The organism is Bacillus sp. ISL-47, from assembly GCF_018613175.1.
In the GTDB taxonomy this organism is placed as follows: domain Bacteria; phylum Bacillota; class Bacilli; order Bacillales; family Cytobacillaceae; genus Cytobacillus.
This window is the reverse complement of sequence record NZ_JAGGQS010000029.1, coordinates 1-24,088: the sequence shown is the minus strand read 5'-3', so window position 1 is coordinate 24,088 and position 24,088 is coordinate 1. Positions and strand designations below refer to the sequence as shown.

Sequence of the window (24,088 nt, the reverse complement as noted above, 5' to 3'; positions counted from 1 at the left end):
CCAATACAAGGAATTAGACTTTTCAAAACCGGGTGTTTCTCTTTTCAGTAAAGGGCTTTAACTCAATATTAACCTTATGGTTTACTTAATCATTATTGCTGTATACCTGTGGCTTAAGGACTCCAATATAAGGAAGATTGCGGTATTTTTCTGCGTAATCCAATCCATAGCCCACTACAAATTCATCTGGAACGATAAAGCCTACATAATCTGCTTTGATATCAGCTTTTCTGCCTGTCGGCTTATCAAGCAGCGTAACAATCTTGATGCTTTTAGCTTTTCTGTAACGGAAAAGCTCCACAAGATAGCTAAGCGTCAAACCGCTGTCGATAATATCTTCAATAATAAGGATATCTCTTCCTTCTACGGATGTATCAAGGTCTTTTAGGATTTTTACTTCACCTGAAGAAACCATTGCATTGCCGTAGCTTGATACATCCATGAAATCCATCTCAAGGTATGTATCCACGCGCTTCAAAAGGTCGCTCATGAAAGGCATAGCCCCTTTTAGAACCCCAATTGCCAGCGGGAATCGTTCCTTGTATTCTTCAGTAAGTTCAGCAGCAAGCGACTTAATTTTATCCTGCAGCTCCTCTTCTGAAATTAATACTTTCTCAATATCATTTTTCATCATTTATTGTGCCCCCTAGAAGATCATTGCTTTATGTATTTTAAAAAAATATAACTAGCACCAGACGTTTGCTGCATTGAATAATGAGATTTTTTTAAGCCGGGAATCCATAAAATTCGGCCATGCATATCTGTAACGATTGGCCATGTTTCCCTTTCCTGCAGCGGTATTTTATAATCAATGAAAATGTTCTTAAGTTTCTTGGTTCCCTGCATTCCTTTGATAGTCATGCGGTCTCCGGCTTCTCTCGTTCTTATAATAAGCGGAAGAGAAACATCTTCCCTATCTAAAAGCAGTGCATCATTGTTTAGATTTCCATCAGGACAGTCAGTATATTCAAATATAATGGATCCGCCGTTTGGGAGTCGAATGATTGCAGGTTCGAAGACTTGAAACCGATAGGATTGTACAGGTTCCTTCGAGAATTGGAAATGGCATTTCCGGTAGGAGCGTACAATATGTAAATCATTTGGGAAATTTAATTTTCTTGATGGATGAGGACTTTTCATTAAGGAAAAAATGCTCTCTATATGAGATGCGGATAAAGATGCAGGCATTTCCTTATAAAGATAGTTTAATATTAGTTGAATACCTCTCCTTTGTAAAGGCATTGGCATTGCCTCAAAAGCATCAATATCCAAGCTAATTTCCTCATGTGATTTCTTTTCCATTACTGTATTCATTTTTTGGACAGTTAATTCCTGCAGATACGCTTCATCACTTTGCAAATCTTCACTAAATCTTTGAAAATGCTCATGAACCTGAGGGTTTTCTTCTCTCAGGAATGGGAGCACCTCTTTTCTGAAGCGGTTTCGGCTGTAAATGCTTTTTTCATTGCTCGGGTCCCTTCGCGGGTTAAGCCCCTCTTTAAGGCAATACTGCTCAATTTCGTTTCTGTTCAGGCATAAAAACGGACGAATGATAAGGCAGTTTGCAAATGGACGCATAAAAGGTATTCCTGCTCTAGCTTTCCCGGTACTTCCCCTTGTTAACCGCATTAAAACAGTTTCTACCTGGTCATCTCCATGATGGCCTAATGCAATGTAATCCACATCATGTTTTTCAGCTATTTTTCTAAAAAAGCTGTATCTGCAATCCCTTGCTGCTGCTTGGGAACTCTTTTCCGTCTTCGCTATATACTCAGGAACATCAACTTGTTCCATTTCAAAGGTAATTTCCTTTTCCATGCAATAATTCCTGACAAACATTGCGTCCTGGTAAGATTCATCACCTCTAAACATATGATCGACATGTGCAGCTACTATTTCAACATTAAAAAGATGTTTAAAGCTCCAAAAATAATGGAGCAGGGCGATTGAATCGGGGCCGCCTGATACCCCAATCAAGAGCTTCTTATTATTTAATTCAATTCCCTTTCTCTTAAGGAAAGCTCTAACTTTTTCTTCGAGCATAAGCTACTTCCTTATCCATTGTTAAATATATTTTTCTTTACCCTTGCCATGATCCATATAATCCTTGTGTATAGAAAAGCATATCATTTTTTACATGTAAATATCAAAAGGGAATATGTAACCTTCATTTACGGCCTTAACACTAAAAAGTTTCAAAATTTACAAATTGGCGATGTTAAAGCTCATTGTTGGTTATGGGCACTTTGGTGATTTGAGCGGACTAAAAAAAAAATCTAAGAGATTAAAGAAGCTGTCCATATATATATAAGAAATATAGAATTGTCACAATCAGAACGATTAAGACAGTTTCAATAAAGCCTCCCTTTTTCTTTTTTTGAATGTATGCCTGCCGGCTGACAGGCTGGCGTCTGGTTGTTTGGCTGTTTTTCCGGTTAGGTGTACTCTTTTGTCCTGAGCTTGTACGTGTAAGCTGGAGCAAATCATTTCTCATTTCATCAGCCGAGGCATAATGGCCTTGAAGCGCGTTTAAGATAACATCTTCATATTTCAAAAGTTCCTTCTTTTGGCGGACCATCAATTTTAGCTGTTTGAGATCTCCGGTGCTTTTTGAGAACCTTTTCGGATAAGCTGTATTAATTAAAATCATTGCGGCAGCAAATAAATCATAAGCAGGATCAGCCTTCCGCGTCCCAAGTCCCCAATAGCCCCTGTCATAAAACTCGGTGAATTCCTTAATGGCCCTTCCCTGGACTGTGGTTCCTCCAACGTCGATTGTGCGTATTTTGGGCGGAGGCCCTGTTACAATCAAATTGTCGGGCTTTAAATCTCCAAAAACCCACCCGTTCATATGCAATGCTTCCAGATCACTTAACAGCTGAACGATTAAGACACCCGTCCAGGATGGTCCCTTTTGTTGAATAAACGTCAACAAATCTGGGCCTTGTATGTATTCCATAACATAGAAGGAAACTTTGCCGCTTCTTCTTTCCCAATCATCTACATCAAGCAAAGAAGGTCCGAGGGCAGAGCCTTGGACCTTTGCAAAGGATTTGAGGACGTTCACTTCAGAGGTTATGGACATCCCGTTATCGCTCATTTTCAAAGCAACCTGCTGATTTTGGCCTTTTGCCAAATAAACAATCCCATTGGCACCGTAACCCAATTCCTTCAAAATGGTGTAACGATTGCGGTGCCACTTTCCTTCAATCACGGTACCAGGGTTGACTTTACACTGACTCTTCAAAGAATGATTCATCATCATCATCACGGGAAAGCAGACTCCTTAATGAACGTTTTTTCTTAAAATATGTGAGTGCTTCACGAATGGCAGGACCAGTTGGTGTAATGCCGCCTGTTGTCAATTTAGAGAAGATGCTTGTGAGTGACTCAAGCTTTGGTGTCCAGTCCAGCAATTTTTCGACATCTTTCTTTTTCCCGGGAAATACAAAAACGGAAAAACGATTATCACCGGAACGGGCATTCAGGCTTAAAGATAGATCTAACAGTGCTTCTTTTACTGTTGGGAGCTTATGCTTCATACTTGCACTTGTATCGACCAATACCAGCACTTCAAGTTCGACTGTCTCACCAAGTTCATCAACTACTTCCATGACCTCTCCCCGCTGTTCAGGAGGAAGGTCTTCCATTGTTTTCGCACCGCCCAAAATTTGCTGCAGCTCTTTGTTCACAACTCCCTGGAGAGTTTGGGTCATTGCTTTCCTTGTGACCATTTGCACCGTCTGCGACAGCTGCTGTGCATAGACAACCTGACTAACTCCGCCGCCAGACATAGCAATCCCTTCGATCTCGCTCAAACCCTGCTCATCAATTACATCATGCTCCATGACTCCTATTACATTGACTGTAATCCCCTGCTCCTTTGCCAAGGCAGCCATCGCAATTGGATCTTCACCCTGATTCGAACATCCATCTGTTATCAGCAAGATTTGCTTAAGTGTACCTGTTTTCATAATCTCCCCTCCACTTCTGAGTTGTTACCATTTTCGACTGAAAAAAAGGGAAATATACATAGAATGACTTTGTTATGAGCAAATTAATCAGTTGGCTTTTTGGCGTATAGCATGTACAGGGATACTTGTCCATTTAGGTGTATTATGTTTGATCCTTGATACCAATACGGTCATGTCATCTTCAATATTTCCTGATCTGGATCTAATGACTTCTTCCATAATTAAATCTGCCACTTCCTGAGGGTCTTCTGTCTTTAACTCTGTTATTTTCCGCTTCATCCACAAATCAAAATTCTCAACATGCTTCGGCCCTTCAAAAACGCCATCACTCATCATGATTAATAAGTCGCCGGCTTTAAGCTGCTCACTCACAACATCTACATCAAATTCCTGGATAATTCCCATTGGAAGATTGCTGGCCTGAATCTTCATCACTTTATGGCCTCGTTTAACAAAACTTGGAGTTGATCCAATTTTCAAAAATTTCGCGTCGGCATTTTGCAGATCAATAATGGCCAAATCCAAAGTTGAAAAAATCTCATCTGTCGTCCTTAAAGATAGGACTGAATTAACTGACTTGATTGCAACCTGCTCCTCTATTCCGGATTGTAGAATTTTTTGCAGCAGCTGAAGTGTTTCTTTACTTTCCGCATGGGCACGCTCTCCGTTGCCCATTCCATCACTGATGGCAATGGCATATTTGCCGCATCCCAATTCTATGGTTGAATAACTGTCACCTGAGATAAACCCGCCGTCTTTCGCTGCATGCGCAACTCCTGTTTCTACCGCATAGGCCTTGGCCGAACGGAAGGTTACATGGCAAAAGCCATTTGGAAATGCAGCGCATTCCTCTGAATTTACTAATATCGTTTCTCCGAGAATATCAGATAACATCGGGGCAATCAGCTTTTCACATTCTCCATGTCCCTGGCAATATGGAATGGTCATATCAATGTCGACATTCCCCTGTTCCAGACTATATATTTCAACTTGTTCGATATGAATGCCAAATTCCTGTATTGCCTCCAGGATCTGCTCTTCCTGTTTATGATGGTTCTCCCGTTCCCTTTGAATCTCTTTCGCAAAGTCGCCCATCACTTCAGAAACACCCATCAACTGGTCAGCCACAAGCCTTCTGCTTTCCTGGACCTGCTTTTTCAGCTTTTGGTTAGCCTTAAAGTAGGTCAGCTCCTGCTGGACTGCTTCTGTCACTTTTTTGGATCTAGTACAGTATTTTTCCCAATCCCTCGCAAGCTTTGGAGATAGGGCACCCTGATTATTGTCCACATCATGCATAATATCCATCATATATTCATAGGTTGTATTAAAGTTCTTTGACCAGCAATGGTCTTTCTTGAAGCAAGTTTGACATGTTGTTTCTGTTACATTGCTTAAAAAATAATCCATTTCTCTTTCATTTTCTTTACTGTCTTCCCATTCCGACGGCACATCGTGGGCAGAGAAGCTTTTGGATAAGGCTTGAAATACACTTGAAAACTGTGCAACCCGCTGTGCGGTCACATCCCGCATCTTTCGCATATAATGCTGCTGTTCTGCGGCATACTCCGGTGTTCCTGGTATGTGCTTTGCTAACTTTGAAGTTAAAGCTTGAGGGGTTAAGAGAAATAATAATATCGCTGCGCCTGTTTCTGACAAGGTCTTCATCAAGTTTCCGCTTCCTTCACCATACATCCCCATCAGCAGCGTTGCTATCAGCAGCCCAAATGCCACACCGAACTTTTTCCCTTCTTTTAAAAGGCCGCCAAGCAACCCTGAAAATGCAAGCAAACTCATATGATAGAAACTTGATATATTGGCAAGGGAAAATATTAATCCTGTTACAACCCCTACAGTAGAGCCGACAGTTGCACCTGCTACAAATGAAAACAGCAAGACAAGATAGCGGGACATAATATGCTCTACCGAAAGATCATAGACTGTCCATCCGATCGTTCCTGTCATGACAGAAGCCAGCATAATAATAAGACACACGATTTCTTCTGTTTTCAGTGATTGCCTGCGCTTATTAATTGACAACAGCGGAAGGCCTTGAAGAAATATAAGCGTCAGAATAAAACCCAGACTGGATTCAACACCAGCCATCATTCCATCATATAAGGTCAGCTGGCTCTTAATAATAAACGTCTCTAGTAGCCTTCCTGCCAAAATGGTGAAAAACACATAGAAGGGTAAAGCCCTGATTTCATTTTGCAGCCATTTCTTTGAAACCCTGAAGGCAAACAAAAATATGAATGTGATTCCGAAAGCTGATACAGCATTCGATATGGATAAAGTTGCGGCACCTGCAATTAATCCCACCAATGCGAGCGGGGCCTTATCTCTTCTAATAAAATAAACCGCAGCGAAAAACGGAAGACTGAAAGGGGTTAGTTTCGCTAATATCAAGGCTCTTCCAAGCAAAAAGCCAATGATCAACAGAACATAGCCTTTTTTAAGAAAGAAATTCTCCAACCCAGATTGGAGTTTTTTTAAGCCTTTGGCAAATTCCAGTTTCGGTTTATTAAATGGTACTTCTCCGATCGGCTCCATTACATTCCTTTCTACCTTTTCCATTAAACTACACTCCCCATATTTTTATCGTTGCTGACAATTATAAAAGCCAGCGCATCAGAAGTTTGTCAAAATAGCGGACAAGCCTTGATTTTTCGTTCGACGGTTTTCCACCTTATATGGGGTCAGATAACAATATTTAAGTCTATTCTTGCAGAAGATTTGCAGCACATTTACAAAAAAAGCAAAGAAAAACCTTGGGAAGGTTGCTTTATGGAAAGTACAACTGATTGGAAAAAATTGACGAAGCATCTGGGTGGAATTGCGACATATTTCTTTTAATATTTTATTGACTTCCTATTTAAATCTTTGTATTATAAATCTTGTGCTTTAAGGCACAACTGTGAATCTATAAAAATATGGCGGTGTAGCTCAGCTGGCTAGAGCGTACGGTTCATACCCGTGAGGTCGGGGGTTCGATCCCCTCCGCCGCTATCTGGAATGCGGAAGCGCGTAAAGGGAAGCATACTAAAAGCGCCACGTCCTGTGGCAACGTCTGCATGACCCGCATCCTGCGGACCTCAAGCATAAGACAAGGTGCAGAAAGGTTGTACTTTACCTTTTTGACAGATTGGCTTATGACCTCGAGCCCCCTACGCGCTGAAAACATTCATACTTATCACGGCCCGTTGGTCAAGCGGTTAAGACACCGCCCTTTCACGGCGGTAACACGGGTTCGAATCCCGTACGGGTCATATCAAAGAAGCGTCAGCCTAAGGCTGATGCTTTTTTGATATAAAGAAAAGTTTAATAATCAAACTAAAAAATTACTAAACTTTTAAAAGAGCACAAAAAAACAAGCCCGGTCCGGACTTGTTTTAATCTACTCTGCTTTATATCAAGATCAGCAGCAAGTTATCCTCGTCTTGCGCCTCTTCCTCCACGTTTGGATTCAGTATTGCGCTTTAGCGATGACAGACGATCTTCACTATCCTTTAAGAATCGAGCCATCTTTGATTCGAAATTCTCTTTGGATGGACGGTTATCGTTTGTTCTGCCATGACGCGGACGGCCAGAATTTGAATGTCCTCTGTATTCTTTTCTGTCGCCTCTTTCAGGTCTTTCAGATCGCTCAGGCCGGTCTTTTGCCTTCTTGATGGATAAACCGATCTTGCCATCTTTTTCGACATTAATGACTTTCACTTCGACCATGTCACCTACTTTTAGGTGATCATTAATATCTTTGACATAATTGTCTGCGACTTCACTTATGTGCACTAGACCGGTTGAGCCTTCCGGCAGCTCCACAAATGCTCCGAAATTTGTAATACCTGTGACCTTTCCTTGTAACTTGCTGCCTACTTCGATTGACATTAAAAAAATTGCCTCCTTGAAAGATATAAAGTGAAACTTCCATCAGGGTATTTAGTGATTATGACATAATACATCTACAGCTCTTCCAAGCTTTACAGAATTATATTTTCACACACATTCTCTGATGGTTAGTTGAGGCCCGCACGATGCGGGTCACTCAGACGTTGCCACAGTATGTGGCGTTTTTAGTCTGAGTTCTTTTAATCGGGCCTTTACAGGCAGTTCCCTTTTTAATAACCTCAACAAGCCTTACTTACTTTATAAGCGAAGGGTTACTGCCTGTTAATCTGCGATAAATCATACTTTCTATATATTATACAGAATCCAAAAAAAGAGTGTCAATACAGCCTCTAGTCGGTTGATTTTTCCTTATTCTGTTTATCTTTATCTGTCTCTTCAGGGAGATTAAAAATGATCTCATTATTGTCGGATAAGAAATAATCCTTCCTGGCAAGCTTCGCTATATATTCATCATCATTCAATTTTACAATTTCCTCTTCAAGAATGACTTCCTTCTTCTTTAGCGCTGCAAGCTCCTTGTCAAGCCGGTTTTTCTCTTCCACTTTTTCCTCCAGAGCGGCAGATTGCGAAACGAGTGTAGAGATCATAAAAAAAGAAAGTACGGATGCCAGTGTAAAAAAAGCTGCTAATCTTCTAAATAAAAGCTTTCTTTTCCGGCCCGCACTGATCTCTGCGGCTTCCTGCTGTCTGACATAGCTTGTTTCAATTTTGGCTATATTCCTCTTCTTGCTGACACTCATTTTCGCATTCCCTCCTTACTCTTTATGCTTTTTCCACTTTGCGATCCACTTTAAAACATAATTCTTTGTTTGCTGTAAATATCCTGCCAATTTATTATATAACTTCTCGACGGATTTTTTAATATTTTTCGGCAAAAGTTTCCACAAAAGTGACAAAATCCATTTGACAGGCATGAAAGCCACCTTCACAGTAAACCAAATGACCCTTAAAATTACCTTTAAAAGGGAATAAAGTCCCTTCCCAAGCATAACAGTTAGGGCAATCAACGCAGTTATAAGTCCTTGGAAGGGTCTATAGATAACTAAAGTAAATGCCTTAACTAAAAAGCGGTATATGGAGATCGCCATTCTGATGGAAATCTCCAATACCCGCAAATACACTTTTTTAAATAGACTTTGGTAAGCGGCAAAACCGCATAGCAGAGCAACAAAGATATAAAACCTTAGTTCTCCCTTATTAACCAAGAATAAAATATAAAAGATAGCCAATCCCTGCAGCAGCCAAAAAAGGATGTCATTAATAAAAACAATCCAGCTCTTCCGCCTGGTCCTCTTGAGGAAACGATTATAGGTATCAAGGGCAGCCCCAAAGACACTTCCCATGCCGATCATGGCCAGCATAGTTATAAATTGAGTGGTCAGTGTCATCGGAATAACTTGCTAAAGAAACCTTTAGCTTTATCTCCATTCTGATCGTCTATATAAACAAGGTCAAATACCTTCCCCTTAATGGAAACAATTCCCTTATCCACATCCAAATTCTTCATCTGCAGATTCTGCCCTCTAATCGCCAGGAACCCCATCACCGTTTCCAGTAAAAACTCTTCATTATCAAAGCTCTCTACCTGTTTGACTCCTGTAATATCCAGCAGCCTTCTGCCCCTCATAATGACATCATGCTCCTGGGTATTCACTTTGTTTGAACTTGACTCATAATATTGGCTCATCATTCATCCCTCGCAATCACATAGTACAACCTTTTTGTACATGTTTATGAATAGGGATATAAAAATAGAACAAGCCAACAAGAAAAGCAGTGGTGCCATTGAATCAGGACATTCAATCGGCATTACAGTGATCTGTGTCAGCCGGGGATCAGAGCGATGTGGTTTTTGAATGGAATTCTAAAGCAGTATAGTAGCAGAGGAATATCGTTTTTCTCAGCAGAACGGAAGATGATATTGGCCAAAATACAGCTTAGTGCCGATTTAACGGCCAATATCCAGATTTTATCAGCCGAAAACAGGAATTTGCCGGATAAATTCGGATTTTTATCGTCCGAAACCAAAAGTTTATCGGCTAAACCCGAAAGGTGCAGGTCAGGCAAAGTGTCTTACGCTTCTGATTCCACTTTCTCCTCTTTAAGAATTGAATACATTTCCGCAGCCTCTTCCTTCCTGGTCGTTTCCTGCAGACGCTCGACCTTTGCCGTTACTAACTTCTGTCCAAAGCGGATTTGAAGCTCATCCCCAACTTTAACGGTCGAGCTGGCCTTAGCCTGCTGGCCGTTAATTGAAATCCTTCCCTGATCGGAAACTTCTTTTGCCAGTGTTCTTCTTTTGATAAGCCTTGATACTTTTAAAAATTTATCTAATCTCATTTGTCCGCCACTCCTCTGGTTTCTCTTTTTTAGTATCCTTTTGCTTTTGCTTCATTCCAATATTCATCAAGCTGCTCCAGCGTATAGTCTTCAAAGTTTCTCCCGCTTTCCTTTACCCGCTCTTCCACATATGAAAAACGGCGGATAAATTTTTCATTCGTTTTTCTTGTCGCTTCTTCCGCATCTATTTTATAGAAACGGGCGATGTTGACCAGCGCAAAAAGAATATCGCCAAATTCCGCTTCCATCTGGCTGCTTTTATTCCTTGCTTCAGATTCGAATTCAGAAATCTCTTCCTTCACTTTCTCCCAGGCAGGCTCGATTTCCTTCCAATCAAAACCAACTTTGGCCGCCTTTTTTTGAATTTCTTCAGCCCTCATTAGGTTTGGAGAGGATTTGGGTACAGCATCCATGATGGATTTCTGTTGCTCACCTTTTTCTTCCTGTTTGATGCTTTGCCAATTTTTCAGAACTTCCTCCTCATTATCAGCCTGTACATTACCAAATACATGCGGATGGCGGCGCACCATTTTCTCAGAAAGTCCTTGAATGACATCATCAATAGTGAAATAGCCTTCATCCTCCCCAATCTGGGCGTGCAGCATAACCTGAAGAAGGACATCTCCAAGCTCTTCAGTCATATGGTCACTATCCTCATTATCAATCGCTTCGATCAGTTCGTATGCTTCTTCAATTAAATATTTTTTTAGTGATATATGAGTCTGCTTAAGATCCCATGGACAGCCGTTCGGTCCGCGCAGCTCTGCAATAATGCTGCGAAGCTTTGAAAAATCCTTATATAAAATCGTTTCATCCTTCACTGGCGGCACATATACAGAGGTTAAGTTATTCAGCTCCATATCATGGTCAAGCTCATGGAGTGGGACTTTTCTAATTTTCTCTTCTTTGCTGCCAGCAGCCGTCACGATCAATACTTCGTAGTCATAAGGCAGCTTTTCCATTAGCGTAAGCTTGACTTCACTGGCTACAAACTGGTCATACACTTGTCCTATAATGGCATGCTGTGCAACTTCTATTTCATCCCTTTTTAAATCGGTTCCATCAAGGAGTTGAAATCCTTCGATTGGATCGATTTTCAAAGCCTGAAACAAAGGGTCAAGGAAACTCTGTCCTCCTCCGATTTCTATCTCAATATCCTTACTAGGCGCTTGCTCAATCAGAAGCTGAACTGTTCTTTCTGCCACAAGCGGATGGCCAGGCACTCCATATGTAATATCATTTGCCAGAGCAGCTTCCAGCAGGGATTCGCATATTTCTTCATACACTTCCTCAAAATGATCGTGCTTTTCATATACACTGTCAAAAGACTGATACTGAAGTCCTTCTTGTTCGAGGTCGCGGAGAACAGGATGTTCCTTCGTTCGTAAATAGAGGGACTCTGAATTTTTAAGCTTTTTATAAACACCTAAAGAAAGCTGATCTAAATCTCCTGCTCCAAGCCCGAGAATCGTTATTTTCTTCATAAAATTATTCATCTCCTATTTTTTTTAGGAAGCAAGAACATTAGTTTACTGCCAAACGGAAGCAGAGCGAGCTCTTCCTCTCTAAAAGTATTGCCTTTAAGCACAATAAACAAATAAGTGAAGCCTCCTATAGCCACCGCACTTAGTGCCTGGAAACCGGCATAAAGACGGTCATGTTTAAAGTCGGCGAACACACCTGTTGCCTGAAGGTATAGCTGTAAAACAAGTGCCATGACGGCAGAAGCCAAACCAATGACAAATAAAAAGCGGTTGGAAAGCAGCGCTATTTTTAAATAGCTCTGAAGCTTAAATATAAGAAAGAGCAGAACCGCTGCAAGAGCAAGGCAGGATGCTGCTGCCGCCCCAATTGTGCCATAGGATGGGACTAATAGGAAGTTCAATCCACACTTAACAGCAAAGCCCAAAAGGATCACAGCCGCCGGAAATAGGATAAAACCCAATCCCTGCAGAATAGCTGTAATGGTTATAATAACCGAACTTAAAAAGATTAAAATACTAAGAATTGAAAGGACATCCGACCCGGATACATTTTCAAAAAGCATCACATTCGCCGGCTCAATAATATTCCATAGCCCTACCGTTGCAGCAGCCCCGACGAGAATGCCTATTTGGAGAGCAAGTCTGATTTTATCATGCAGAAAAGCAGCCTGGTTTTTCATTTTTTCTTTGGAGATAAGCGGCACAAGCGACAAAGACATCGACGTTGCAACGACCGTGCCCAGCTGCACAATCGGCTGGCCACGGTCATATACACCTTTCAGCTCTTTCGCCTGTTCACTCTCATAACCGGAGGCTAACAGGAGTGAGTACAGATTTAATGAATCCGCCAGCTGGATAAAAATGAGGACGAGACTGCTGATGCAAATCGCGAACCCCTGAATGATCAGGACCTTGGCAATTTTGCCGCTCTTTTTGAAATCAATTTCAATTAAAGAGGGAAGTTTCCTTCTTTGTTTTATATAAAAAAATGTAATTAATATAAGTGCGGCAGTAAACCCGCCGGTTATTGCCCCGAAAAGGGCGCCTCCTCCCACCATATAGAGGGAGTGTCCTTCCCGTACCAACAGCAAGGCTGCAAGCAGAATGGTTGCGACTCTCACAAGCTGTTCCCCTACCTGTGAAACCGCTGTAGGAACCATATTACCTCTTCCCTGAAAGTAACCTCTTAGGATAGAGACAATGGGAAAAATGAGAAAAACAACCGCTACCACCCTAAGCAAAACAGCAAGCTGCGGGTCGTTCATCCCGGCAGCCAGCCAATCTGCTCCCCAGTAAAGAACGGAGAATCCAGTAAATCCGATTATTGTCAGGACAAGAGCAGCAATCACAAATAAATTTTGAACATCTTTTTCCCTTTTTAAAGCAGCCTGTTCGGCATAAAGTTTGGAAATGACAACAGGAAATCCATATGTAGATAATACTAAAATAATCCCATAGAAGGGATATACCTGCTGATAAATATAAAAACCTACATCCCCTACAATGTTTTGAAAAGGTACACGATATATAGCGCTTAGAATTTTTATTACAAGTGCAGCGACCGTCAGGATAAAGGCTCCTTTAAATAAATCGCCTGATGTATGAACGGGCTTCAATTGCCCATCTCCTTCCAAATGAATTCGAAAGTATTATAGCATAACAGAGCTGATGCGTCGGATTGCTTTCACATTAAATTTAAAATACGAAATGTTTACAGTCAGCGGTAAACTTTGCAGGCGGGTTCTTTTAATTTGTGCGCGAAAACCGCTGCTTTATGCGGGTATTCCTTCTGCTGTATACAAAGAAAAAAGGCAGCGTTACGCTACCCCTTTCATAAAGTATTCTTTTTTATGATTCCATTTGTCTGGCAAGGAAACCTGCAGCTGTTTCAACTGCTTTTTGTTCCACATCGCCTAATGAATCTTCTTTAGCAAAAATAATGACTGCGCCAATCGGGTCTCCGTTTGCGATGATAGGGCCAATTGTATAAGCGGAGGAAGGTTCTGTGTTTCCGTCTACAAGCGAGATATCGCCAGGCTGGTTGACAAGGACCGAAGTCCGCTCTTCCATTGTTTTTTCAACAAGATCGCTTATATTTTTGTTTAAGTAATCTTTTTTAGAACCGCCTGCAACAGCAATGTAAGTATCTCTGTCACAGATTAACACTGGATTTCCCAGGCTGTCATATAATGCTTCTGCATATTCTTTTGCAAAATCGCTTAGTTCACTTATTGGTGAATACTTCTTTAAGATGACTTCTCCATCACGATCTACGAAAATCTCCAGCGGGTCCCCTTCACGTATACGCAATGTTCTGCGGATTTCTTTAGGGATTACTACACGACCCAAATCATCGATACGACGAACTATACCAGTTGCTTTCATCCAACGTTGCCTCACTTTCATCTGATGATTTTTTAGAAAAGCGGAAGCGCACATCAAGATGTATGAACATCTGCTAAAAACCGCCACGTCCTGTGGCAAACGCAGATGCCAGCACATCCTGTGCCAGTCCGACAAGCATAAGACGAATCACGCAGGAAATGCTGTTCTGGAGTGATTCGGCTTATGACTCGAGGGGCTAGGCGCTGGAGCTAGACAATTCTATCTTCAGCGCAGCACTTACTCTTTCCTCTTTTGGCTCTGACTCATATTGGGAGAAAATGAATACATCGCCATGTTTGAACTTAGTATCTTTCATATGGAAAGTTATATACGTGCGCAATAACTTTTTCTCATAGATGTTATAGATTCCAAAAACGGTTAAACATTCCAAATGATCCCTCAACTAAAAATTACCCTTGAATGGATCAGATAAACATTATTATTGTTTCATTTAATTAACAGAAACATTTCCATATTTTTACTCAGTTGGATGTTGTTGCTCTTTTTTAGCGTCATGCATTCCTTTTATCACTTCGTACGCGATGTTGAGCCACTCATTTGTTTTAATTCCCTTGATATGGAGGACAGCCTTCAATTTCTTGCCTTCCATTCCAAGGCCAATCATTCTTCCGTACTTGCTTGTGATCTTGAATATTTTTTGGCCGTCAATATTTTCACTGGCTTTTTCAGATAAGAGAATCAGCACTTCACTCTTCGATTGCTTTACAGTCTCAATGCCTGCAAGCTCTCCATAGACCTTCATTTCGGCAATCTGGAATAAATAAGCCACCTCTTCTGGATACTCGCCAAAGCGGTCGATCATCTCTTCCTGCAGCTCTTCCACATCTTCGAGCGACGAAATTCCACGGAACCGTTTATACATTTCGATTTTCTGATGGCCATCGGACAGATAGAAGTCGGGAATATATGCATCGACATCCAGATCGATTTCGATTTTTGGCGCTTTTTCTTCACCGCTAATATCCTGTTTTCTTTCTTCGATCGCTTCTTTAAGCATTTGAGAATACAAATCAAAACCAACTGAATCTATGAATCCATGCTGTTCGGCACCCAATAAATTACCGGCACCCCTGATCGATAAGTCACGCATCGCGATTTTAAAGCCTGATCCGAGTTCCGTAAATTCTTTTATTGCCTGAAGTCTCTTTTCGGCTACTTCGGTTAATACCTTATCTTTTCGATATGTGAAATACGCATAGGCAACCCTGTTGGAACGGCCAACCCTTCCCCTTAACTGATAAAGCTGGGAAAGGCCCATTTTGTCAGCATCATGAACAATCAGCGTGTTGACATTTGGAATATCAACGCCTGTTTCTATAATCGTTGTGCTGACAAGAACATCAGACTCTCCTTCAAGGAAGCTTAACATTACAGATTCTAACTCATTTTCCGTCATTTTCCCATGGGCATAAGTTACCCTTGCATCTGGAACTAACATGGATATTTCCTCGGCTTTTCGTTCTATATCCTCTACACGGTTATATAGAAAATAGACCTGCCCATCCCTGGCCAGTTCCCTCTCTATCGCTTCACGCACTAACGAACCGTTGTATTCCATTACGTATGTCTGGACCGGGAACCGGTTTTCTGGCGGAGTCTCGATGACAGATAAGTCTCGGACTCCAAGCATTGACATATGTAGGGTTCTAGGGATTGGCGTTGCAGTTAGAGTAAGGACATCCACATTCGTCTTAAGCTGCTTGATCTTCTCTTTATGTGTCACACCAAAGCGCTGCTCTTCATCTATAATGAGCAGGCCTAAATCTCTATACTGAATATCTTTTGACAAAATCCGATGTGTGCCGACAACTACGTCAATAGTCCCTGCTTTTAAGCCTTTTAAGGTTTCTGTTTGCTGCTTTTTCGTTCTGAATCTGCTTAAAAGCCCTATTTCAATCGGATAATCCTGGAACCGCTCTCTCATTGTTTCATAATGCTGCTGGGCAAGGATGGTTGTTGGTACAAGGAATGCAACCTGTTTCCCATCTGCAATCGCCTTAAAAGCAGCACGAATGGCGACTTCTGTTTTACCATAACCCACATCGCCGCATAGCAAGCGGTCCATCGGGCGTTCTCTCTCCATGTCTTTCTTGATTTCATGGATGGAACGAACCTGGTCCTCAGTTTCCTGATAAGGGAACGCTGCTTCAAACTCCCTTTGCATATCTCCATCAGGATTAAACGCATAACCCTTTGATGCCTCACGTTCCGCATAGAGCTTGATCAGGTCATCAGCAATATCCTGTACAGATGACTGAACCTTTTTCTTAACCCTCTTCCAGTCATTTCCGCCCAATTTATAAATCTTTGGCTCTTTTGCTTCTGACCCAACATATTTTTGGACAAGGTCAATTTGCTCAACTGGGACATAAAGCTTATCGCTTCCCTGGTAACGTATATGAAGATAATCTTTATGGACCCCGTTAATTTCAAGTGTTTCAATTCCCAGATACTTTCCTATACCGTGGTTTACATGCACGACATAGTCGCCTACTTTTAACTCGGAATAGCTTTTAATTCTCTCCGCATTGGATAACTTTTGCCTGCGCGCCTTCTTTTTTGTGCGCTTATTAAATAGCTCTTCTTCCGTAATAACAGCAAGCTTTTGGCTCGGGAGCTCAAATCCTGTTTGCAGGCTTCCCTCTAAAATTTGGACTCTCCCCTGTAAAAGAGGCTGATTGGCACTAACAAAAGCTGCATCAATTTCATAATCTTCAAGGACTCTTTGAAGCTTTTTGACACGCTCTTCATCAGGCCCTAGGAAAACGACAGAATACCTGCCTTTCTTCCATCTTTCCATTTCACTTTTAAGAACGTGCATCTGGCCATGAAAATTCTGCATTTGCTTGCAGGAAATGTTAATGATGTTCTGCGGATTCGTGTTTGGTACATGCCTTAAGAACAAGGACATATAAGTAACCGGCTGCTGAGAACGATGCAGAAATTCTTTTAAGTTATGGGATACCTTAACATTATGGATAATCTGGCCTTCACCTAAAAGACTTGTATACCATTCCGCTTCTTCCTTCTCCAGGGAATCATTCATTTCCTGTACACGACTGATTTCATCTATGAAGATCAACCCATTGGCAGGAAGGTAGTCTATTAAACTACTTCCTTCATCAAATACAAACGATAAGTATTTGAAAAGCTGTTCAGGCTTGTTTCCCATTCTCAGCATTTCCAATTCATAGCCTACATTCTGTGCCAGCTGGGTTTTTGCTTTATCGTCCTTTAATTTTTTCAGGCTTGCACCTAAGCCACTTTCCAGCTTTTCAATTAATTTATTAAAATGCTCAGCATCAAGCGGTATTTCAGTTGCTGGGCCAATTGTAATTTCGGTTAACTTTTCTTTTGACCTCTGATCTTCCAAAGAAAATGTACGAATTGAATCCACTTCTGTATCAAAAAGCTCAATCCTGATCGGATCTGCCTCTGTTAAAGGATAAATATCAATAATCCCGCCTCTGACACTAAATTCTCCTGGTGAAGAAACCATCTCCGAACGAACATAGCCCATTTGAATAAAACTCTTTAATTGATCCTCAGTCAGTTCATCGCCAACCTTCAATGATAGCTGATATTTACTCCAATGGGATGGAGGCGGCAGAATCTTTCTTAACCCGGCCATCGGGACAATCATGATTCCTTTTTTATTTTTACTCCAATAATTCAAAGCCTCGATCCGCTGGGCCTTCAATTCAGGGCTTGCAATTCCAATCTCAGCTGCAATGAGTTCATTTGCAGGGTATAAAAATACATCTGTATCTCCTGCCAGACTCACAATATCATCGTATAATTTCTGGGCCTGCAGGAGATTATGGGTTACAACCAGCATCGGCCTTCCGGATTGCTCATATACGGAAGATAAAAACAGCGTGCGTGCAGATCCAGATAAACCCGCAAGCATCTGCTCCCTTAACCCTTCCTCTATTCCAGACAGAATGGAACTTACATCATCCTGCTGGCTTATAATCTGTTTTAGACCTAACATGAAAGCCCCTCCTAATAGAAAAACACAAGCGCCTCTTTCCGCGCTCAAAGCTAGATAACTGCCTAATTAAAATAGTATTACGTTCGTATCTTCTTAAAAGCCGTGACAGTTCACAGCCGCTTAGTTATCATCATCTTACTAAAAAAACGCGTTGTGCAACAAGCACTCTATAAATGGGTATCTATTAAAAACATCCGCAATTAAGCCCTGATATTGCAGGGAACGTAAGAGTTTTCTTATAAAATAAATATAATGACAAATACAAGTATTCAGCCCATCCACCGGGGAAGATGAATCACCTCCCAGGTGATAAGACTGACATCAAAGTGGAAATAGAAAAATGCTTTGGATCGTCTCCAAAGCTTGTTAATGAATAATAAAGTCCTGCTGATGGTAATCAGGATTGCGTTCAAGTGATTCCTGGCAATCCTCGCAAATCGCTTTTACATTTAAATCTCCGGACTGGTCATATGAGATCATTTCCTGGCGTTCCTCATCATTTAATTTGTGAAATCCAAGTTGCTCTGTATGAACAGAGTCATTCTCAATCGAACCAATCTTTGTTCCGCAATGACGGCAATGATAATGAATAGCCATGCCTGTCCCTCCCCGTCAAACTGTCCATAATTCTATTATGAGCCTTTGAGCGGGAACTTATTCATTTGAGCCAATGCAGACGATGTTTAATGAACATTATTCTATGATAAAAATAAAGAAAATATGAAGTTTATTGATTAAAATCGTTCATTACCTGTAAAAATGGTTTTTTGAACCATTCTTCACAAGCATCCGCACATCTTTTAGCCACTTCGTCCATGACTTCCTGTTCCTCTTTTGTGAACCGCCCCAATACATAATCAGGGACCTTCATGCCGCTTGGAGGCCGATCGATGCCTACCCTTATTCTGTTAAACTCCTGTGTCCCCAAATGGGCGATTGTCGATTTAATGCCATTGTGCCCGCCTGCGCTGCCTTTTTGCCGCAGACGAATCTTGCCCACTGGCAAGTCCAGGTCATCGTAAATGACAACCAGCTCTTCCTCATTGATATCAAAATAATCCATAACTGCCCGGATTGATTCACCGGATAAATTCATATATGTAAGAGGCTTGAGGAGAAAGACCTTTTCTCCGTTTACATAGCCTGTCCCAAATAATCCTTTCAATTTTGCTTGATTCAAAGGAATATTCAGCCGTTCTGATAAGACATTAATCACATCAAAGCCAATATTATGTCTCGTTTTATCATATTGCTTGCCAGGATTCCCCAACCCCACAATCAGCTTCATCATTTCACCCCATAATAGAAAAGCTCAGAGCACTGCTTTTAGGCGAAAAGCCCCCAAAGCGATGGTGCTCGGAGCTAGACAACTGTTTATTCTTTTTAATTTTACTGAAAGTGCCACAAACATTTTTTGCGTTGCTAATTACCCCGCGATCCTGCACCTATGCAAGAAAACAGGGGCTGGCGATATGATGCCTATCGGGCCAGCCCCTGTTTGAAAAGGCTTCGCTCAGCCTATTCCTCACTTGTTTTATCTTCATCTGCTGTTGTTTCTCTTCCTTCTTCGCTTTCAGGTGTTCCAGCTTCCTGTTCTTCGCCGCTATTAATTTCTTCTTCCTGTCTTGGAGGGAGAATTGAAGCAATAACCTGCTCTTCCTCGTTATTGATTTCATAACCGCGATTAATCTTAATGTCTGCAACCGTTAAAGTCTCATTCACCTGAAGATTGGTAACATCGACTTCAACAGCTGAAGGAATATTGTTTGGAGTAGCTGTGACAGAGACCTCATGCATGGACTGCTGCATTACTCCTCCATCCTTTACTCCTGGTGCATCCCCAACCAGCACAACCCGTACGTCAGCAGTGATTTCCTTCTTCATGTCCACAGCCAGGAAATCCGCATGGACAATTTCATTTTTCAAAGGATTGGATTGATAGTCACCCAACATTACATCAAATTTATTCCCATCCAAGTCCAAGGAGAAAACACCATTTCTGCCAACCTCTTTAATAGTTTTCAGGAAATCTGCTCCACTTAAGTAGATGGATTTACTCTCAAGCTTGGATCCATACAATACAGCAGGAATATTGCCTTCCTCGCGCAATGCGGTTAAATGGGAATTACGTGCTCCTTTTCTTTCTTTCGCTTGCAATACAGCTGTCATAAATACGTCCCCTTCCTCATTTTAAAAATTATAAAGTCATTAACTGTCTATATAAAAAAATGCCCTAAAATGAGAAAGTCTAAACGTTTTAGTTTTTTAAGCTTGGTTATTTATTTGATGATAGCACAGCAGGCTTGCTTTTCAGCAAGCCTGGTCTGTTTATTTAATTTTAATATCAATCGAACAGCGTGCTGACAGATTGCTCTTCATGAACGCGGATAATAGCTTCTCCGATAAGCGGTGCTACTGATAGTTCAACAATCTTATCTGTTTTCTTTTCTTCAGGAAGAGTAATTGAGTTTGTCACAACCAGCTCTTTAATGGTTGAGTTTTCGATTCTTTCGATGGCAGGGCCCGATAACACTGGATGCGTACAGCATGCATACACTTCTGATGCACCATTTTCTACAAGGGCATTTGCAGCTAGTGTAATCGTACCGGCAGTATCAATAATATCATCGATTAAGATGGCAATTTTCCCATCAATGTTACCTACAATGTTCATTACTTCTGCAACATTTGGTTTCGGCCGGCGTTTATCAATAATAGCAATTGGAGCCTTCAGGCGATCTGCCATTTTACGTGCACGTGTTACACCGCCGTGGTCAGGAGAAACGATTACGATATCGCCATCCATGATTTTATTTTTAAAGTAATCGGATAGGATCGGCACACCCATTAGATGATCAATCGGAATGTCGAAGAAACCTTGAATTTGCGGTGCATGCAAGTCAAGGGTAATCACGCGGGTCGCACCTGCTGTTTCAAGCAAGTTTGCTGCAAGCTTAGCTGTAATCGGCTCTCGTGCTCTCGCTTTACGGTCCTGACGGGCATAGCCATAGTAAGGCATAACGATGTTGATTGTTTTTGCAGATGCACGTTTAAGCGCATCGATCATAATTAAAAGCTCCATTAAATGCTCATTAACTGGAGAGCTTGTAGATTGAATTACGTATACATCGCATCCGCGGATACTTTCTTCAATATTGATTTGGATTTCACCATCACTAAAGCGGGTTACAGAACATTTCCCCAGCTCTACACCAATGACATTTGCAATCTCTTCAGCTAGCTTCCGGTTTGAGTTTAAAGTAAACAACTTTAAATTTGGATCTAAATACTGGTTAGACATGTTGGGCCTCCATCGCATTATTACTTGTTAAATTTTTGAGTGTAATTTTCCTTGTTTACCTGGCGTGCACGGGCAATGGAAAGGGCTTCACCCGGCACATCTTCTGTAATAGTTGATCCTGCTGCTACATAGGCACCTTCGCCAATGGTTACCGGTGCAACCAGATTGGAGTTGCAGCCAATAAACACACCATCTTCTATTTTGGTCAGATATTTATTTTTCCCATCATAATTGACAGTAATTGAACCGCAGCCCAAATTAACATCCTTACCAATCTCTGCATCGCCAATATAGCTTAGATGAGATGCCTTGCTGCCTTTACCAAAAACAGACTTTTTCACTTCAACAAAGTTGCCGATTTTCACTTCATCATGAATATCAGATTGAGGACGAATATGGGCAAATGGCCCGATATTCACCTGTGAGCCAATATGGCTGTCATACGCTGCAGATTGGCGGATTACTGTCTGATTCCCAATTTGGCAATCGGATATCTCCGTTTGAGGTCCAATTACGCAATCGGAACCAATCAGCGTATTGCCGGATAAAATGGTTCCAGGGTAAAGCACAGTATCAGAACCAATTTTAACATCCGCACCAATATATGTGTTTGAAGGATCAATGATTGTAACTCCATTACGCATATGTTCTTCATTTATCCGCTTTTTCATGAAAGTTTCTGCCTGGGATAGAGCTACCCGGTCATTGACACCCAAAGTCTCCTCAAAATCGGCAGTTTGATAAGCCGTAACGACCTCACCCTCACTTTTAAGGATTTCAATGACATCCGGAAGGTAATATTCGCCCTGGACATTATCATTTGTCACCTTGTTCAAGGCTTCAAAAAGAGCTTTGTTATCAAAGCAGTAAGTTCCAGTATTGATTTCTTTTATCTTCCGCTCTTGCTCGGAAGCATCTTTATGTTCTACGATCTTTTCAACCATTCCCACATCATTGCGGATTACACGTCCATATCCTAATGGATTTTCAGCATGGGCAGTTAAAATAGTTGCTTTTGCAGATAGTTCTTCATGATGCTTAAAAAGCGCTTCCATTGTTTCATGCTTGATTAGCGGAGTATCCCCACAAACAACAATCGTGATGCCTTCCTTGCCTTCTAGCAGTTCACGAGCCTGCATTACGGCATGTGCTGTACCAAGCTGTTCCTCCTGAAGCGCATATTTGATGCTTGAACCCAGCTGTTCTTCAACCATCTCTGCTCCATGTCCAGTGATGGTGACAACTTCCTTTATATTAAGCTTTGAAACTTGATCAACAACATGTTGAACCATCGGTTTGCCGCAAACAGGATGAAGGACTTTATAAAGCTTCGACTTCATTCTTGTCCCCTGGCCTGCGGCTAAAATTACCGCGTATCGATTAGACATTTACAGGCCTCCAATATAACCTTTTTATCCATTAAGAATATATCTTAAATGGGCTCTTATTTCAAGGAATGATAACAAAGTACAAATATTTGTCATTACCGCAAACGGTATTTTTATAAAAATGGTTTATAGGCCAAAAAGTCAGGGTACAGAATATAACATAAAAGTGGTGTAATATTTGCCTGCTGATTACCGACCAAGAAGCTCGTATCAGCTGGAGTTTGGGCGAGCATTCAGAATGAAACACCACTTAGGAACGTGAATACATTTTCGGGGAGTCACGTGCTAGCCAAGCTTTATCAACTCCAAAAAAAAAGCCCTAAGACCTTTAATATTTGGCAGGCTTAGAGCTAAAAACGCTGAATAAATAAAAAAGAGCCTTACTTATGAAGTAGGCCCTTGTTGTTTTATTTTTTTAGGAAGCACCGGCTTCTTCAAATTCAACTTCTAATTCACCTAAACGGTGGTACTCGGCTAATACTGCCTCCTGGATTTTACCGCGCGTTCCTGAGTTAATAGGATGTGCAATATCTCTAAACTCTCCGTCCGGAGTACGTTTGCTAGGCATAGCTACAAATAAGCCATTGTTTCCATCGATCACACGAATATCATGAACAACAAATTCATGATCCAGGGTAATAGATGCAATAGCCCTCATTCGTCCATCCGTATTGACGCGGCGTAATCTAACGTCTGTCACTTCCATTCTGTTCACCACCTTTTCCAGAAGATATAATCCTAATTTTATAAATTCAACATTTTTCCTCATTCTCCTTCTTAATCGGAAAATATTTTTTGAATATTTTGTTCATGGGGCTTGCTTGTATAAAAAAAGCAGACAAAAGCTTTAGCTCTTCTTATATATCCCTCTTTTTTCCGATAATACAAAACTGTTTTCTAGTATCCCACTATTCAAAAACAATAATCTTTTAGAAAAGCTGATTTCGCAAAGTTTGTTGCTTACAAACTAGTTTTAATTACTGAGTTGATTGGAGTGGAAGGCACTTGACTCCTGCGGGAAGAGAGGGAGCGGGAGACCCCGCAGGCGTGAAACGCCGAGGAGGCTCCCGTTCCTCCCCGCGGAAAGCAAGTGACTGGAGCGGAAATCAACGGGCAAGCTTTATAGTCCAAAAACAACAATCTATACGAAAAGAGCCTTATTTTAAAAAGGATAAAGATGAACGTATATGGCATGTAATCACCAAACATTTTTCTAGGACGATGAACAAGAGTATTCCTGTTAAAACTACAAAAAGATTAATTATAATAGCAATCAATAATGATGCTCTTACGAA

Annotated in this window: 21 protein-coding genes and 2 tRNA genes; 3 read left to right on the top strand and 20 right to left on the bottom strand. The window is 41.2% G+C overall.

Going from position 1 to position 24,088, the window contains the following annotated elements:
- Positions 1 to 85 precede the first annotated feature (85 nt).
- The 5 genes from hpt to spoIIE form a co-directional block, all read right to left on the bottom strand.
- Complete coding sequence (hpt, locus tag J7I93_RS11100; RefSeq protein ID WP_214725923.1) at positions 86 to 634, bottom strand: hypoxanthine phosphoribosyltransferase; 549 nt, start codon at positions 632 to 634, stop codon at positions 86 to 88.
- A 20-nt stretch (positions 635 to 654) separates the two neighbouring features.
- A complete protein-coding gene (gene tilS, locus J7I93_RS11095; protein WP_214725922.1) occupies positions 655 to 2,043 on the bottom strand; it encodes a tRNA lysidine(34) synthetase TilS in 1,389 nt (462 codons plus the stop codon).
- Between the two features lie 241 nt (positions 2,044 to 2,284).
- Positions 2,285 to 3,262: a serine/threonine protein kinase gene (locus J7I93_RS11090; protein ID WP_214725935.1), complete on the bottom strand. Its 978-nt coding sequence runs from the start codon at positions 3,260 to 3,262 to the stop codon at positions 2,285 to 2,287.
- Positions 3,231 to 3,974 carry a vWA domain-containing protein gene (locus tag J7I93_RS11085; protein WP_214725921.1) on the bottom strand — a complete coding sequence of 248 codons (744 nt, stop codon included), beginning with the start codon at positions 3,972 to 3,974 and terminating at the stop codon, positions 3,231 to 3,233. The genes J7I93_RS11090 and J7I93_RS11085 overlap by 32 nt, the downstream gene beginning before the upstream one ends.
- 87 nt (positions 3,975 to 4,061) lie before the next feature.
- Positions 4,062 to 6,548, bottom strand: a complete 2,487-nt coding sequence (gene spoIIE, locus J7I93_RS11080) for a stage II sporulation protein E (protein WP_214725920.1) — start codon at positions 6,546 to 6,548, stop codon at positions 4,062 to 4,064.
- Positions 6,549 to 6,906: 358 nt separating this feature from the next.
- Between spoIIE and J7I93_RS11075 the strand changes: the two genes are divergently transcribed.
- Positions 6,907 to 6,980: transfer RNA gene (locus J7I93_RS11075), tRNA-Met, on the top strand.
- A gap of 188 nt (positions 6,981 to 7,168) precedes the next feature.
- Positions 7,169 to 7,240, top strand: a tRNA-Glu gene (locus J7I93_RS11070).
- 160 nt (positions 7,241 to 7,400) lie between these two features.
- Here J7I93_RS11070 and J7I93_RS11065 read toward each other — a convergent pair.
- From J7I93_RS11065 to spoVG, 15 genes are all read right to left on the bottom strand, one after another.
- Positions 7,401 to 7,859 (bottom strand): S1 domain-containing RNA-binding protein, encoded by a 459-nt coding sequence (locus tag J7I93_RS11065; protein ID WP_214725919.1) that lies wholly within the window; start codon positions 7,857 to 7,859, stop codon positions 7,401 to 7,403.
- Between the two features lie 350 nt (positions 7,860 to 8,209).
- Positions 8,210 to 8,620 carry an FtsB family cell division protein gene (locus tag J7I93_RS11060; protein WP_214725918.1) on the bottom strand — a complete coding sequence of 137 codons (411 nt, stop codon included), beginning with the start codon at positions 8,618 to 8,620 and terminating at the stop codon, positions 8,210 to 8,212.
- Between the two features lie 15 nt (positions 8,621 to 8,635).
- The gene (gene yabQ / locus J7I93_RS11055) at positions 8,636 to 9,268 is read right to left on the bottom strand and encodes a spore cortex biosynthesis protein YabQ (RefSeq protein WP_214725917.1); all 633 of its coding nucleotides are present in this window, start codon (positions 9,266 to 9,268) and stop codon (positions 8,636 to 8,638) included.
- A complete protein-coding gene (gene yabP, locus J7I93_RS11050) occupies positions 9,265 to 9,567 on the bottom strand; it encodes a sporulation protein YabP (protein WP_026583004.1) in 303 nt (100 codons plus the stop codon). The genes yabQ and yabP overlap by 4 nt, the downstream gene beginning before the upstream one ends.
- A gap of 386 nt (positions 9,568 to 9,953) precedes the next feature.
- Entirely contained in the window at positions 9,954 to 10,220 is a 267-nt protein-coding gene (locus tag J7I93_RS11045; RefSeq protein ID WP_214725916.1) for an RNA-binding S4 domain-containing protein, read from the bottom strand.
- A 29-nt stretch (positions 10,221 to 10,249) separates the two neighbouring features.
- The gene (gene yabN / locus J7I93_RS11040; RefSeq protein WP_214725915.1) at positions 10,250 to 11,704 is read right to left on the bottom strand and encodes a bifunctional methyltransferase/pyrophosphohydrolase YabN; all 1,455 of its coding nucleotides are present in this window, start codon (positions 11,702 to 11,704) and stop codon (positions 10,250 to 10,252) included.
- 8 nt (positions 11,705 to 11,712) lie between these two features.
- Positions 11,713 to 13,320 (bottom strand): putative polysaccharide biosynthesis protein, encoded by a 1,608-nt coding sequence (locus J7I93_RS11035; protein WP_214725914.1) that lies wholly within the window; start codon positions 13,318 to 13,320, stop codon positions 11,713 to 11,715.
- 232 nt (positions 13,321 to 13,552) lie between these two features.
- Positions 13,553 to 14,089 (bottom strand): stage V sporulation protein T, encoded by a 537-nt coding sequence (gene spoVT, locus J7I93_RS11030; RefSeq protein WP_214725913.1) that lies wholly within the window; start codon positions 14,087 to 14,089, stop codon positions 13,553 to 13,555.
- 478 nt (positions 14,090 to 14,567) lie between these two features.
- Positions 14,568 to 18,104, bottom strand: a complete 3,537-nt coding sequence (gene mfd / locus J7I93_RS11025; RefSeq protein ID WP_214725912.1) for a transcription-repair coupling factor — start codon at positions 18,102 to 18,104, stop codon at positions 14,568 to 14,570.
- 366 nt (positions 18,105 to 18,470) lie between these two features.
- On the bottom strand, positions 18,471 to 18,701 hold the full coding sequence (fin, locus tag J7I93_RS11020; RefSeq protein WP_214725911.1) for an anti-sigma-F factor Fin: 231 nt from the start codon (positions 18,699 to 18,701) through the stop codon (positions 18,471 to 18,473).
- A 130-nt stretch (positions 18,702 to 18,831) separates the two neighbouring features.
- Entirely contained in the window at positions 18,832 to 19,392 is a 561-nt protein-coding gene (gene pth / locus J7I93_RS11015; protein ID WP_214725934.1) for an aminoacyl-tRNA hydrolase, read from the bottom strand.
- Between the two features lie 230 nt (positions 19,393 to 19,622).
- Positions 19,623 to 20,273, bottom strand: a complete 651-nt coding sequence (locus tag J7I93_RS11010; RefSeq protein WP_214725910.1) for a 50S ribosomal protein L25/general stress protein Ctc — start codon at positions 20,271 to 20,273, stop codon at positions 19,623 to 19,625.
- Between the two features lie 175 nt (positions 20,274 to 20,448).
- Positions 20,449 to 21,405 (bottom strand): ribose-phosphate diphosphokinase, encoded by a 957-nt coding sequence (locus J7I93_RS11005; RefSeq protein WP_214725909.1) that lies wholly within the window; start codon positions 21,403 to 21,405, stop codon positions 20,449 to 20,451.
- A 20-nt stretch (positions 21,406 to 21,425) separates the two neighbouring features.
- Positions 21,426 to 22,793 carry a bifunctional UDP-N-acetylglucosamine diphosphorylase/glucosamine-1-phosphate N-acetyltransferase GlmU gene (glmU, locus tag J7I93_RS11000; RefSeq protein WP_214725908.1) on the bottom strand — a complete coding sequence of 456 codons (1,368 nt, stop codon included), beginning with the start codon at positions 22,791 to 22,793 and terminating at the stop codon, positions 21,426 to 21,428.
- A 415-nt stretch (positions 22,794 to 23,208) separates the two neighbouring features.
- Positions 23,209 to 23,499, bottom strand: a complete 291-nt coding sequence (gene spoVG / locus J7I93_RS10995; RefSeq protein ID WP_009336662.1) for a septation regulator SpoVG — start codon at positions 23,497 to 23,499, stop codon at positions 23,209 to 23,211.
- Positions 23,500 to 23,840: 341 nt separating this feature from the next.
- Here spoVG and J7I93_RS10990 point away from each other — a divergent pair.
- The coding region (locus tag J7I93_RS10990) for a hypothetical protein (RefSeq protein WP_214725907.1) at positions 23,841 to 24,088 on the top strand (248 nt) is incomplete at its 3' end.

Excerpts from the sequence above, each read along its gene's own strand:
- glmU (WP_214725908.1), bottom strand. The coding sequence starts at position 22,793 with ATGTCTAATCGATACGCGGTAATTTTAGCCGCAGGCCAGGGGACAAGA.
- tilS (WP_214725922.1), bottom strand. The coding sequence starts at position 2,043 with ATGCTCGAAGAAAAAGTTAGAGCTTTCCTTAAGAGAAAGGGAATTGAA.
- spoVT (WP_214725913.1), bottom strand. The coding sequence starts at position 14,089 with ATGAAAGCAACTGGTATAGTTCGTCGTATCGATGATTTGGGTCGTGTA.
- spoVG (WP_009336662.1), bottom strand. The coding sequence starts at position 23,499 with ATGGAAGTGACAGACGTTAGATTACGCCGCGTCAATACGGATGGACGA.
- J7I93_RS11010 (WP_214725910.1), bottom strand. The coding sequence starts at position 20,273 with ATGACAGCTGTATTGCAAGCGAAAGAAAGAAAAGGAGCACGTAATTCC.
- pth (WP_214725934.1), bottom strand. The coding sequence starts at position 19,392 with ATGAAGCTGATTGTGGGGTTGGGGAATCCTGGCAAGCAATATGATAAA.
- J7I93_RS11085 (WP_214725921.1), bottom strand. The coding sequence starts at position 3,974 with ATGAAAACAGGTACACTTAAGCAAATCTTGCTGATAACAGATGGATGT.
- yabN (WP_214725915.1), bottom strand. The coding sequence starts at position 11,704 with ATGAAGAAAATAACGATTCTCGGGCTTGGAGCAGGAGATTTAGATCAG.
- J7I93_RS11060 (WP_214725918.1), bottom strand. The coding sequence starts at position 8,620 with ATGAGTGTCAGCAAGAAGAGGAATATAGCCAAAATTGAAACAAGCTAT.
- spoIIE (WP_214725920.1), bottom strand. The coding sequence starts at position 6,548 with ATGGAAAAGGTAGAAAGGAATGTAATGGAGCCGATCGGAGAAGTACCA.
- yabP (WP_026583004.1), bottom strand. The coding sequence starts at position 9,567 with ATGAGCCAATATTATGAGTCAAGTTCAAACAAAGTGAATACCCAGGAG.
- yabQ (WP_214725917.1), bottom strand. The coding sequence starts at position 9,268 with ATGACACTGACCACTCAATTTATAACTATGCTGGCCATGATCGGCATG.
- J7I93_RS11005 (WP_214725909.1), bottom strand. The coding sequence starts at position 21,405 with ATGTCTAACCAGTATTTAGATCCAAATTTAAAGTTGTTTACTTTAAAC.
- mfd (WP_214725912.1), bottom strand. The coding sequence starts at position 18,104 with ATGTTAGGTCTAAAACAGATTATAAGCCAGCAGGATGATGTAAGTTCC.
- J7I93_RS11045 (WP_214725916.1), bottom strand. The coding sequence starts at position 10,220 with ATGAGATTAGATAAATTTTTAAAAGTATCAAGGCTTATCAAAAGAAGA.
- hpt (WP_214725923.1), bottom strand. The coding sequence starts at position 634 with ATGATGAAAAATGATATTGAGAAAGTATTAATTTCAGAAGAGGAGCTG.
- J7I93_RS11090 (WP_214725935.1), bottom strand. The coding sequence starts at position 3,262 with ATGATGAATCATTCTTTGAAGAGTCAGTGTAAAGTCAACCCTGGTACC.
- fin (WP_214725911.1), bottom strand. The coding sequence starts at position 18,701 with ATGGCTATTCATTATCATTGCCGTCATTGCGGAACAAAGATTGGTTCG.
- J7I93_RS11065 (WP_214725919.1), bottom strand. The coding sequence starts at position 7,859 with ATGTCAATCGAAGTAGGCAGCAAGTTACAAGGAAAGGTCACAGGTATT.